Below are 11,888 nucleotides of genomic sequence, written 5' to 3'. Positions count from 1 at the left end.
GGTCAGCGATTGCCTGACCCGACCCTCTTTCTGTTCGAGAACAAGCCCTGATCGAGGCGCCCACCTTCATTCAGCGCACCGAGCAGAACGCTTGTCTGCCCACCGGCGTTATCGTGAATCACCCATTTGCGCAATTCGACTGGGTTGTCCGTAAACATAAGCTCAATCCGGCCTGCCTCGGGGTTCTTGGGGTCTTGTGCCGTGACCACGGTGGCTGTGCCGTCAAAGCTGTGGCCTACGACCATATTGGCCTGACCCAAGTTCACATTCCGCGCCAATACAATGGACAGCGGCGTACGCTTCAGCGGGTATTGCTCGGGGGGTTGGTTTGATTTTGGGTCAAAGATCTGCACGCTACCAGAACGCGCCAACACCACTGCGCTGTTGGGTGGGTCATATTCGAACCGCATCTTGCCCGGGCGCTGCATCCACAGCTTACCGGTGCTCAGCGATCCGTCATCGTTCACTTGCGTGAAAGTCGTCTCAACCGTTTTCAATCCGTTCAGATAATTCGAAATCTGCGAAAGCGGCAGCTTGTCCGCCGCCCATGCGGCAGGAGCGGCCAGTGTCAAAGCAAGGGCAAAAGCGATCTGTTTCATGCCGTACAGATAGGCCTTCTGCCCTTGTTATTAAATATCTTACTGCTCGGGGACGAGGATTTCCCGCTTACCGACGTGATTTGCCGCAGAAACAACGCCTTCGTCTTCCATCTGCTCAACCAGACGCGCAGCTTTGTTGTAGCCAATGGCAAGTTTTCGCTGAATGTAAGAGGTCGAACATTTGCGATCCTTGATCACAATCGCCACTGCCTGATCATACAGGGCATCCTCTCCGTTTGTATTGCCGCCGGTACTCAGACCCAGAACAGCGTCGATATTGTCAGCCTTGTCCTCAGCCGGGCCGTCCAGCACCGTGTTCACGTAGTCTGGAGGACCAAACTGTTTCAGGTGGTTGACGATTTCCTCGACCTCTTCATCTGAGACGAATGGCCCGTGGCAGCGAGTGATCTTGGCCCCGCCAGCCATATAGAGCATGTCGCCCTGCCCCAGAAGCTGTTCAGCGCCCATTTCACCCAAGATAGTGCGGCTGTCGACTTTCGAGGTCACTTGGAATGAAATCCGCGTCGGGAAGTTGGCCTTGATTGTACCGGTGATCACGTCGACCGAAGGGCGTTGTGTGGCCATGATCAGGTGAATGCCCGAGGCCCGCGCCATCTGTGCCAGACGCTGGATGCAGGCTTCGATTTCCTTGCCTGCAACCATCATCAGGTCAGCCATTTCGTCGACGATCACGACGATATACGGCATCGCTTCGGGTGCGAATTCTTCGGTCTCAAAGGTTGGCTCGCCGGTTTCATCGTCAAAGCCGGTCTGTACCGTGCGGCTGAACAGCTCGCCCTTGGCCAGCGCGTCTTTCACGCGACCGTTGTAACCGGCAATATTGCGGACACCCATTTTGGACATCTTGCGATAGCGGTCTTCCATCTCACCCACGACCCATTTCAGCGCGACGACCGCCTTTTTCGGGTCGGTGACGACAGGCGAGAGCAGGTGCGGGATGCCGTCATAAACGGAAAGTTCCAGCATCTTCGGATCGATCATGATAAGGCGGCATTCATCCGGTGTCAGCTTGTACAGCAATGACAGGATCATTGTGTTGATTGCCACCGATTTACCGGAACCGGTGGTCCCTGCGATCAGCAAGTGAGGCATCTTGGCCAGGTTCGCCACAACGGATTCGCCGCCAATATCCTTGCCCAGTGCCAGAGGCAGTGCATGATTGCCATCGCCAAAGTCACGGCTGGCGAGAATTTCGCGCAGAACCACCATCTCGCGGTTTTCGTTGGGCAGTTCGATGCCGATGACAGAGCGTCCCGGCAGGGTTGAAACACGTGCCGACAGCGCTGACATCGAACGCGCAATGTCATCGGCCAGGCCAATCACGCGGCTGGCTTTTAAACCCGGAGCCGGTTCCAACTCGTACATGGTGACAACCGGACCAGGGCGAACGCTGACGATCTCACCTTTGACGCCGTAATCATCCAGAACATTTTCCAGCATCCGCGCGTTTTCTTCCAACGCCTCATCACTCAGATGATGACGCTGAATGCTGGCCGGATTCGACAACAATCCCAGCGGAGGCAGTTCGAAATCGGCATGCTTGTCCTCAAACGACAACGCCGGTTGCGCTTCGGCCTGTGCCCGTCGGGATGGCTGCGGTGTGCGGCGCACGGGTTGCGCAACCACGGGTTTTCGCGGTTCGGCCACAGGGATTTTCATTGCAGGTCGCGGCTGCGGTGCGGGCTCTTCAACATCTTCGAAGACCGGGGCATCGTCTACTTCCGGCTCAGACGCATAATGAACCAGCATCGGCTCCGGCGTATATCCCGTCGGTGCCGGATCTTGCCACTCTGTAGTGACATCCGTCGAAACCGGAGGCTCGAGCGGCAAGCCCGCAGCCGTCACCGGCGGCTCCATCGGCAGACCATCCGGCTGGCTTGTATTCAGGATCAGCGGACCAGGGCGGCGGCCTCGACCTTTGGTCAATGGCAGGTTCGGGTCCGGCTCGGGCGTCATCTCACCTGCCGCCACTTTGCGATTGCGTACAGCGGCCGAGATTTTCGACCGGATGCGATCCTCGCCCGGCATCTCATCAAAGCCCGCGATCGGTTCAGGATCGACCAGCTCAGGTTCGGGCATAGGGTCAGGGCGGCGGATAAGCGACGGCATGCGCGACAGCAGTCCGCCTTTCACCGCAGGTTCCGGGCTTTCCAGATCGGGGTCTTCAAAGATAGGATCAGCGTAAGCCAGATCGTCTTCATAAATGGCCTCTTCCGCCTCAGTACGCGCAAGTTTGCGTTCTTCCCACTGCGCCCGGCGATCCCGTGCTGCTTGCGCCGCCGACGCCGCACCGCGCCCCATCAGGGTCATCAGCATATCGTAAGACATCACGAGACCCAGCAGGAAGGCGTGGAAACCACGTTTCACGTCGGCCTTAGTGAAGCCCAAAACAAAAATACCCAGAGCAATCATGCCGACCGCCATGGCCAATGACATTAGCTTGACCAGAAAATGTGAAGAGATCGGCAACAGTGTCAGCAACGCTCCCATGACAGTGTCGCCAAACAAACCGCCCAGCCCATAGCTGTGGGTTGCGCGCCATTCGGCATCGGGAACAAGAGTCGCGGCGTAGACCGAGACAACGGCAATCCAGATCGGGGCAAAAATCAACCGTGCGATGGCCCGGTCTTCACCGAAGTGGCCCGCGAAACGCAGACCCCACCCGATCAGAACAAGCGCGATGCCCCAGCTGCCCCACCCCACGATCATGAACAAAGGCGCTGCGATCGACGCGCCAATCCGTCCCATCCAGTTCTGTACCGGGGCGTCGGTCGACACCATCCAGTTCGGATCATCGGGCGTGTAGGACCAGATCATCGCCGCCGCAGCCAAACCCAGCAGGATCAAGGCGATACCGATCAGTTCCTTACTGCGTCGCTCCAAAGCGGCCTGCGTGGTGCTGTCCAACAATGGATCGCGATTGCGCGCGTTATATGATGCCATTTTGCCCTCGTACCTCACGAATAGATGCAGTCGCGGAGTGTGATCAGACCACGCTGCAACTCTGTTTTTGGGGCCACCAATGCAACCCGGATAAAGCCTTTGCCCGGGTTATTCCCCGGATCACCTTGTGAAAGATATGCGCCCGGCAGAACCCGAACCCCGGTGTCCTTCCAGACCTTCAATGCAGTGTCTTCGCCATTCTCAACCGGCAGCCACAAAAAGAACCCCGCCTCTGGCGACATGTATCCCTGCACACCTGCGAACACCTGATCCGCGATGGCGTATTTTTCCTGATACAGTGCACGGTTTTCCTGAACATGTTCTTCATCTGCCCAGACCTTTGCTGCGGCAGCTTGCAAGGGCAGCGGCAGAGGCGACCCTGCATAGGTACGCAATTGCTTGACTTGTTTGATCGTCTCAGGCCCACCCGCGATCAGGCCCGACCGCAACCCGGCCAGGTTTGAGCGTTTGGAAAGCGAGTTGAACAACGTGATCCGCTCAAGATCAGCGCCCAGTTCTTGCGCGACGGTCAGAATACCTGTCGGGGCCTTGTCCCGGTAAATCTCGGAATAGCATTCATCCGCGAAAATGCGAAAATTGTATTGCTCGGCCAGACGGATCAGTTCGACCCAATATTCGCGAGAGGCAACAGCCCCCTGCGGGTTGGCAGGCGAACAGATATAGGCCACGGCGGTGCGGTTCAGCACATCCGCAGGCAGACCAGCATAGTCCGGCAGATGGCCTGTCGCCGCGGTGGCAGGCACAAAATAGGGCTGCGCTCCTACCGAAAGCGAGGCGACCATATAAACCTGATAAAACGGATTCGGGCACAGGATGATCGGTTGCTGGCCGTTCTTCTGTTCCGGACACAGCGCCATGGCGGCGTTGTACAGCCCTTCTCGTGTTCCGTTCAGTGCCATCACATTGGCATCCGGGTCCATCTGGACCCCATAGCGTCGACAAATCCAGTCTGTGATCGCATCACGCAGGTCTTCCGAACCTTCGTTCGGAGGATACCCCTGAAACCCGGCGGCGTTTTCGATGATGACATCAGTCACCCAGGCCGGAAAATCATGCGTGGGTGCGCCAATGGTCATGTGAACAACGTCACCGCCCGGCTGGTGATGATCCAACAGGGCGCGCAGACGCGGGAATGCATAAGCCGGTAGGTTCGAAAACCGCTCGGGGAAATTCATAATACTGCCTCAATATCGGGGGTCATTTGCGCCCCGTTTTTTTAGCAGATTACAGTCCGTGCGCCTCCCCGTCCAGACAAAGAGGTTCCGAATCAGGGGATTGTGGCATTCAGGCCAGTACCGATTCCGCCGCTGAACCCAGCCGCAAAAGCGCCTCTTCCGAGCCGGGATAGCCCAGCATCATCAGACCGCAACTGGGAGTTCCAGTGGGCAGGCTCAGCGCTGCAAGACCCATCAGATTGCCGATCCGCGTGTTGCGCAGGGCCAGCAGATTCTCGGTCACGTAATAGTCGTGGTCATTCATCAGCCGCTCCAGATTGGGCGGCAGAATCGGTGCAGTGGGGGCCAGAACGGCATCAAACCCGGCGGTTGCTGCATCCCACGCGGTGCGGCAAGCCTTGAGCTTGGACCAAGCGGACACATAGTCGGGGCCGGAAAACTCCATTCCGATGCGGAAACGTTCAAGGATCTCGGGGTACATCGCCTCGGGGTTGGCCTCGATCACATCGCGCCACAACCCATAGGCCTCGGTGGTGTAAACGATGCTGGTCAGGGTCATGGCCTCGTTCAGTGCAGGCACCTCCAAAGGCACAATTTCGGCCCCTGCATCCGCAAGTTTAGCAAGGGCATCCTCATACGCCTTGCGGGGCGTATCACGCAGGTCGTCCTTGGCAATGTTTTGCAAATCGGCAAAGCGGCGACCTTTGACCGAAGCACCACGCAGATCGGCAGGCATTCCGCCCTCGAGTAGAGCCAACATATGCGCGGCGTCCTCGACCGACCGCGCCAGAGGCCCAACCGTATCAAAACGCAAGCAGAGCGGCACCACACCTTCCAGACTGAGTCGCCCAGCAGTGGTTTTCAGCCCCACCAAATCGTTCCACGCCGCCGGGATACGGACCGACCCGCCGGTGTCCGATCCGATTCCGCAAGCCGCCAGACCCCAGGCAACCGAAGCGCCGGCCCCTGAAGACGACCCACCCGGCACGGCTGCCTCGTCATGTATGCAGGGCGGAGTTTCGGTGATCGGGTTCAGCCCAAGCCCGGAAAAGGCCAACTCGCTCATGTGCGTCTTGCCCAGACAGACGGTGCCCATCTGCGTCGCGTTGCGTAACACCAGCGCATCCGCATCCGGCACGCGATCCTTCAACAGAGCCGAGCCCGCCTCGGTTACGGTTCCTGCAGTGTCGAACAGGTCTTTCCAACTGATCGGGACCCCGTCCAGCAAAGAGCGTCGCAGGCCCAATTTGGCGCGCTGCTTTGCTGCTTCAGCCTCAGACCGGGCGCGATCATGGGTGACGCGGGCATAGATGCGGTCCCGATGCGGGTGGGCGTCGATGGCCGCAAGATAGGTCTCGGTGAGCTCGACCGGATCAATCTGACCCATCCCAATGCCACGGCCCAAATCACACGCGGTCATGGTCAACCAATCCTGCATCCTGCCCCCTCCTGCTTTTCGGCTTAAGGGGACGGTAGCGACAGGACTGCACATGGACAATCCCGAAAGGGCGCGCATATTGCAGGGCATGACACAGGCATCTGATATTCTGATCGTGGGCGGCGGGCTGAACGGCCCTGCTTTGGCGCTGGCACTGGCACAAACCGGTCACTCGGTCACGGTGATCGATGCGCTGGCTGAGAAAGTTCGCAAGAATGCGGCATTTGACGGACGTGCTTATGCGCTGGCCCTGGCGTCGCAACGCCTGCTGGATGCCATCGGCGTGTGGGATCGTGTTGCGGAACACGCTCAGCCGATGCTGGAAATCAAGGTTACAGACGGCCATGCCGGAACAGGGCCATCACCCTTTTTCATGCATTTTGACCATGCCGAGATCGAAGAAGGCCCGATGGGCTTTATGGTCGAAGACCGCCATCTGCGCCGGGCTTTTCTGGACGCGATGACGGAAGAACCGCGCATCACTCAGGTAAGCGGTAAGACCGTCGTAGCCCAACAGACCGACGCCACCGAAGTGACCTTAACGTTGGACGACGGCACAACCGTGCAAGGCGGCCTGCTGGTCGGCTGTGACGGCCGCCGCAGCGGCACCGCGTCGCGGGCGGGTATCAAACGCACCGGTTGGGACTATGGCCAAACGGCGCTGGTCTGCGCCATTGATCATGATCTGCCGCATAACGGCATTGCCCATCAGTTCTTCATGCCGCCCGGCCCGCTGGCGATTCTGCCGTTGACCGGAAATCGCAGCTCCATCGTCTGGAGCGAACGCACCGAGACCGCAGCCCGGATCAACGCCCTACCCGAAGAAGATTATCTGCAGGTGCTGCGCCCACGGTTTGGCGATTTTCTGGGTGATATCCACCTTGCTGGTGATCGTTTCACATACCCGTTGAACCTGACCATCGCCAATTCCTTTGTCGGCATCCGCATGGCGCTGGTCGGGGATGCCGCCCACGGAATGCATCCCATCGCCGGTCAGGGGCTGAATGCCGGCCTACGCGATGTCGGGGCCTTGGCCGAGGTTCTGACACTGGCCGGGCGACGCGGCGAGGATATCGGATCGACCATGGTGCTAGAGCGGTATCAGGAATGGCGTCGCTTTGACACTGCCTCGCTTGCGATGGCGACGGATGTCTTCAACAAGCTGTTTTCCAACGATAACCCCCTACTGCGCCTTGGACGAGATATTGGCATGGGAATTGTCGGCTCTTTACCCGGGTTGCGTCGCGGCTTTGTCAGGGAAGCAGCCGGGTTGACCGGAGACCTGCCCAAGCTGTTGCAAGGGCGGCCTATCTAGTCGAGCTGCCGCGCCTCATCAATCAGCATGACCGGGATCCCGTTGCGGATGGGAAAGGCCAGTCCGGCGGCCTTGGACACAAGCTCTTGCTTTTCAGCGTCATAGTGCAGTGTCGTGTGTGTCTGCGGGCAGATCAGCGCTTCGAGCATATGGCGGTCAAAAGCATGGTCGGGGTTGGTCATTGCAGTTTTTCCTCGTTCGATCCGCCGCGCATGGCAAATTCGATCAGTGTCACCAATGTCTCGCGCCGGGTGCGCAGGCAGGGGGCCTCGAGCAGGGCTTGTTTGTCTTCGGGATCAAAATCCAAAAGCATCGACAAAGAGTTCACAAGCAACTCATCGTCTGCATCTTTCAGTGAATCCCAATCAGTGGACAGCTGCCGGGACGAAAAGAAACGTTCCAGCAAGTTCAGAAACTTGGTGCGGTTGAACCCGTCATCTTTTTCGGACCTACCAAGATCCCGGTCGAAGCCGTTCCACGAGACAGCGCACCGGCGATAGGGTGTGAATGCGTCCAGCTCGGACGCAATGCGGAACCGCGACACACCGGTCAACGTGATCAGGTACCGACCATCTTCTGTTTCGGAAAACTGCGTCACCCGCCCGGCACATCCGATACGGTGCAGCTTGTCCTCGTCGCTGACCGAAGGGTTCGGCTGAACCATTGCGATCAGCCTTTCCTTCGTTTTCAGCGCGTCGTCCAGCATCTGCAGATAACGCGGTTCAAAGATGTGAAGTGGCAGGCGCGAACGGGGCAACAGCAGTGCCCCGGGCAATGGAAAAACGGATACCGTATCCGGCAGATCGGCGGGATGTATCATGTACCCAATTCTAGCTCTGATCAGAGATTAGGCAAATATCATCGAGCTGAGCTTGCGACGTCCGTTCAGAACAATCGGATCATTGGGTTTAAGTGCATCGAAAATGGTGAAAAGCTGGGTCTTGGCCGCGCCATCATTCCACTCACGATCCCGGCGGAACAGCTCCAGCAGTTGCGCTACGGCCTCTTCCACATCCCCGTTGGCGTGCAGGGCCTGAGCCAGATCGAACCGGGCTTGGTGGTTGTCAGGATCAGCCTCAACAGCAGCCGTCAACTCGGCAACCGGACCCGCATCCGCGGCCTGTTTGGCCAGCTCAAGCTGTGCATGTGCAGCCTCCAGCTCGGCGGATGCCGAAATCTCGGCAGGAGCACCGTTCAAGATCGCCTCAGCCTGTTCCAGATCGCCGGTGGCGATATGGGCGCGCACCAACCCGCCATAGGCCGCTGCGTGGTTCGGGTCTTCGCCCAAAATAGCCGCAAAGGTCTGTGCGGCGTCCGCAGCTGCGCCTTCGGTCAGCATGTCTTCGGCAGCTTGCACGGCATCATCCAACTGGCCGCCCGGGCTTTCACCACCTGCAGCTTCGATCACGCGGTCGACAAATGCCTTGATCTCGGATCCCGGCAACGCGCCCTGAAACCCGTCAATCGGCTGACCCTTGAAAAAGGCATAAACGGTTGGAATCGACTGGATGCGCATTTGCGCGGCAATTGCCTGCGCCTCATCCACGTTGATCTTGACCATCTTCACCGCGCCTTTCGCGGCGCTGACGGCCTCTTCCAGCAGCGGGCCAAGAGTCTTGCACGGGCCACACCAGGGCGCCCAGAAGTCAACAATCACAGGCGTTTCCTGTGAAGCTTCGACCACGTCGGCCATGAAAGTGGCCTCGCTCCCGTCTTTGATCAGATCGGTGGCGGGGGCATCTGCGCCGTTCAGAAGGTCCATGGCAATCACTCTTTCGTTCGAACTCGCGCCCTATATGCAGTCGCTTGTGGCAGAAACCAAGGGCAGAGTTTCATCTCAGATGTCGAAGGTCGCAAAGACCGGGGCGTGATCGCTGGGCTTTTCCCACCCGCGCGCATCCCGCAGGACACGGCTGGAATGGCCCGCGTTGGAAATATCCGGCGTGGCCCAGACGTGATCCAGCCGCCGCCCCTTATCCGCCGTGTCCCAGTCGCGCGCGCGATAGGACCACCAGCTATATAGTTGGCCTTCGGGAATATCCTGCCGGGTGATATCGACCCAACCGCCTGCATCTTGCGTCTCGGCCAGATGCTCAACTTCGATTGGAGTGTGCGAAACGACCTTGAGCAGTTTTTTATGCGACCAGACATCATCCTCGCGCGGGGCGATGTTCAGGTCACCAACGAGAACGGATTTTTCCGGCTTTTCCGCGTTGAACCAATCGCGCATGTCGGTGAGGTAATCCAGCTTCTGGCCAAATTTCTCATTCACTTCGCGGTCCGGCACATCCCCGCCCGCCGGAACATAGAAGTTGTGAATCGTGACACCATTTTCCAACCGCCCGGCAATGTGACGCGCATGGCCCAGATTCGCGAAATCCTTGTCACCGACTTCTTCCATCGACAGACGCGACAGGATGGCAACGCCGTTATAGCCCTTTTGCCCCCTTGCAACCATGTGGGTGTAGCCCAGTTCGGCAAACCCCTCGGTTGGAATCTTTTCGACCGGTGACTTACATTCCTGCAGGCACAGAACATCCGGTGCCTCTTCCTGCAGCAATTTCAGCACGATCGGCTCACGCAGGCGGACCGAGTTGATGTTCCAGGTGGCAAGGGTAAAGGGCATGGGATGGGATTCCTCTGTCGCGATTGGCGCAGGTTAGCGTGGTGCGGAACCGGGTGCCACGAGAAAAGGGCGCAGAACAGACGCGGATTGTTTATTGTCAGCTTTGCGGACGGAGCAGTCATTCATCGCGCGACCGATCAAGTGCAAATAATCAGATTCTGCCTATAGTCTTGGCAAGCGCAATTCAGAATCAGAAATTTGTTCCAGAAGGAGTTTCGTTATGGGCTGGGGGAAGAGTTTAGGTGCCATCAAGGCATTGGTTTTGGGGGTGATCGTCGCAACTGCGAGTCATGCCGAGGATTTTGACCCATCGAACGCTAACACTGCGGACCGCATGACCTATCATCGCGCAGTTGATGCTGCTGTCTGGGCCATGCCTTTGATGAACTTCAAATTCTACATCGATGCTCTCGCTCGGGCCGGTGTCGGGCCGAATGACATTGGTTACAATTCGAAGGTTCAAGATTGGCGCTTCCAAACCGCTACGCCCAACAATACGACGCCCTATATTCATGCATATTGGAACATCAAAGATGGGCCAGTTGTGTTCGAAATGCCTGCTTCAGTCGAAGGGATTGGCATCTTTGGCACCGTGATGGACGCTTGGCAACGCCCACTTGACGATGTGGGCTCAAAAGGGCGCGACAGAGGCCTTGGCGCAAAATACCTGTTGGTGCCGCCAAATTATGATGGTCCGCTGCTCAGGAATGCCCTGGTCTATGAGCAGGAAACCAATTTCGGCTTTGCTGTGCTCCGGCCGATTATCGCCGGAGGTCCGACCGAAGAAAACCTTGCGAGGGCCACTGCATTGACTAAACAAATCAAGGTGTATCCGCTGTCAGAGGCTGGAGAGGAGGCCGCAACAAATTATGTTGATGTCTACGGCGTGCCGCTGGAAATGACGCCTAAGATGGATGGTGGAATCTATGGTCACATCCACGAGATGATAGGCGAAGAAGTCGTGTTGGATCGCGATCTTGCCATGATGGGTGCACTTGCACGTATCGGAATCAAGCGTAACGACCCTTTTGAACCCGATGCAAAATTGCAGGCTATTTATGATGTAGCTGGTCCTGAAGCACTCGAATACATGATTGACCAGTACCACCGTGTGCTCAATCCATTTGTGTTCGAAGGGAAGAAGTGGTCAGCGCTTGTTCCCGATGGATCGCGAGAAACAGAATGGAGCTATGAATACCCTTCATACTACGACTATGTGGCGCGCGGTGCACTTTACTACGCGATCATAACAAGTGTTAAGAATTACTGGACAGCAACCTACTACCTCGATCTGGCCGAGACTCCAGATGGAGAGTGGCTCGATGGCAACCGCAATTGCAAAATCACCGTACCTGCCAATGTTCCGGTCCGCGATTTCTGGTCGATCACGAATTACGATCTGGAAACGGCCTCATATCTTCGAGACATTGAGCCAAGCACTATCGATTCTAACATGGCCAGCGTCGTTAAGAACGACGACGGGTCCGTTGATATTTTCTTCGGGCCAAAGGCACCAGAAGGAAAAGAAAGCAACTGGCTTCCAACCAATCCAGAACGTCGTTTTTTCCTTCTCGCGCGGTTTTATGGTCCGGAACCTAGTCTGCTGGACAGTAGTTTTGAGCTGAATGACATGGAACGAACGGATTGAAAAATTTTAGTGTCCGCTTTGGGCTGATATTGTTGAAAAACAACGTGTTGCTGGCGCAGAGAGAGGCGTACCGAACTGAGCGCGAGTGCCTTTCTTGTCAGG

The 11,888-nt window shown here is 57.5% G+C and carries 10 protein-coding genes; 2 read left to right on the top strand and 8 right to left on the bottom strand.

The window, feature by feature from the left end; translation table 11 throughout:
* Positions 1-2 precede the first annotated feature (2 nt).
* From AC2FJZ_RS14375 to AC2FJZ_RS14360, 4 genes are all read right to left on the bottom strand, one after another.
* Positions 3-599 carry a LolA family protein gene (locus AC2FJZ_RS14375; RefSeq protein ID WP_050604940.1) on the bottom strand — a complete coding sequence of 199 codons (597 nt, stop codon included), beginning with the start codon at positions 597-599 and terminating at the stop codon, positions 3-5.
* 39 nt (positions 600-638) lie between these two features.
* Positions 639-3,563, bottom strand: a complete 2,925-nt coding sequence (locus AC2FJZ_RS14370) for a DNA translocase FtsK (protein ID WP_496778403.1) — start codon at positions 3,561-3,563, stop codon at positions 639-641.
* Positions 3,564-3,577: 14 nt separating this feature from the next.
* Positions 3,578-4,759, bottom strand: a complete 1,182-nt coding sequence (locus AC2FJZ_RS14365; RefSeq protein ID WP_496778401.1) for an aminotransferase class I/II-fold pyridoxal phosphate-dependent enzyme — start codon at positions 4,757-4,759, stop codon at positions 3,578-3,580.
* Positions 4,760-4,868: 109 nt separating this feature from the next.
* Positions 4,869-6,197, bottom strand: coding sequence for an amidase (locus tag AC2FJZ_RS14360; RefSeq protein ID WP_496778399.1), 1,329 nt, complete (start codon positions 6,195-6,197; stop codon positions 4,869-4,871).
* Between the two features lie 52 nt (positions 6,198-6,249).
* Between AC2FJZ_RS14360 and AC2FJZ_RS14355 the strand changes: the two genes are divergently transcribed.
* On the top strand, positions 6,250-7,512 hold the full coding sequence (locus tag AC2FJZ_RS14355; protein WP_496778397.1) for an FAD-dependent monooxygenase: 1,263 nt from the start codon (positions 6,250-6,252) through the stop codon (positions 7,510-7,512).
* Here AC2FJZ_RS14355 and AC2FJZ_RS14350 read toward each other — a convergent pair.
* The 4 genes from AC2FJZ_RS14350 to AC2FJZ_RS14335 form a co-directional block, all read right to left on the bottom strand.
* Positions 7,509-7,694 carry a Trm112 family protein gene (locus AC2FJZ_RS14350; RefSeq protein ID WP_496670058.1) on the bottom strand — a complete coding sequence of 62 codons (186 nt, stop codon included), beginning with the start codon at positions 7,692-7,694 and terminating at the stop codon, positions 7,509-7,511. The genes AC2FJZ_RS14355 and AC2FJZ_RS14350 overlap by 4 nt on opposite strands.
* Positions 7,691-8,332 carry an LON peptidase substrate-binding domain-containing protein gene (locus tag AC2FJZ_RS14345; protein ID WP_496778395.1) on the bottom strand — a complete coding sequence of 214 codons (642 nt, stop codon included), beginning with the start codon at positions 8,330-8,332 and terminating at the stop codon, positions 7,691-7,693. The genes AC2FJZ_RS14350 and AC2FJZ_RS14345 overlap by 4 nt, the downstream gene beginning before the upstream one ends.
* A 27-nt stretch (positions 8,333-8,359) precedes the next feature.
* Complete coding sequence (gene trxA / locus AC2FJZ_RS14340; protein ID WP_496778393.1) at positions 8,360-9,274, bottom strand: thioredoxin; 915 nt, start codon at positions 9,272-9,274, stop codon at positions 8,360-8,362.
* A 75-nt stretch (positions 9,275-9,349) separates the two neighbouring features.
* Positions 9,350-10,138 carry an exodeoxyribonuclease III gene (locus tag AC2FJZ_RS14335; RefSeq protein ID WP_496778391.1) on the bottom strand — a complete coding sequence of 263 codons (789 nt, stop codon included), beginning with the start codon at positions 10,136-10,138 and terminating at the stop codon, positions 9,350-9,352.
* A gap of 220 nt (positions 10,139-10,358) precedes the next feature.
* Here AC2FJZ_RS14335 and AC2FJZ_RS14330 point away from each other — a divergent pair, with 220 nt between their 5' ends.
* Complete coding sequence (locus AC2FJZ_RS14330; protein WP_496778389.1) at positions 10,359-11,786, top strand: DUF1214 domain-containing protein; 1,428 nt, start codon at positions 10,359-10,361, stop codon at positions 11,784-11,786.
* Positions 11,787-11,888: the final 102 nt, after the last annotated feature.

The organism is Ruegeria sp. CDSA079, assembly GCF_059612245.1.
This window is presented reverse-complemented; position numbering and strand designations above follow the sequence as displayed.

What these genes read in the sequence shown, in the direction of transcription:
- AC2FJZ_RS14375 (WP_050604940.1), bottom strand. Translation starts at nt 599, where the DNA reads ATGAAACAGATCGCTTTTGCCCTTGCTTTGACACTGGCCGCTCCTGCC.
- AC2FJZ_RS14370 (WP_496778403.1), bottom strand. Translation starts at nt 3,563, where the DNA reads ATGGCATCATATAACGCGCGCAATCGCGATCCATTGTTGGACAGCACC.
- AC2FJZ_RS14365 (WP_496778401.1), bottom strand. Translation starts at nt 4,759, where the DNA reads ATGAATTTCCCCGAGCGGTTTTCGAACCTACCGGCTTATGCATTCCCG.
- AC2FJZ_RS14360 (WP_496778399.1), bottom strand. Translation starts at nt 6,197, where the DNA reads ATGCAGGATTGGTTGACCATGACCGCGTGTGATTTGGGCCGTGGCATT.
- AC2FJZ_RS14355 (WP_496778397.1), top strand. Translation starts at nt 6,250, where the DNA reads ATGGACAATCCCGAAAGGGCGCGCATATTGCAGGGCATGACACAGGCA.
- AC2FJZ_RS14350 (WP_496670058.1), bottom strand. Translation starts at nt 7,694, where the DNA reads ATGACCAACCCCGACCATGCTTTTGACCGCCATATGCTCGAAGCGCTG.
- AC2FJZ_RS14345 (WP_496778395.1), bottom strand. Translation starts at nt 8,332, where the DNA reads ATGATACATCCCGCCGATCTGCCGGATACGGTATCCGTTTTTCCATTG.
- trxA (WP_496778393.1), bottom strand. Translation starts at nt 9,274, where the DNA reads ATGGACCTTCTGAACGGCGCAGATGCCCCCGCCACCGATCTGATCAAA.
- AC2FJZ_RS14335 (WP_496778391.1), bottom strand. Translation starts at nt 10,138, where the DNA reads ATGCCCTTTACCCTTGCCACCTGGAACATCAACTCGGTCCGCCTGCGT.
- AC2FJZ_RS14330 (WP_496778389.1), top strand. Translation starts at nt 10,359, where the DNA reads ATGGGCTGGGGGAAGAGTTTAGGTGCCATCAAGGCATTGGTTTTGGGG.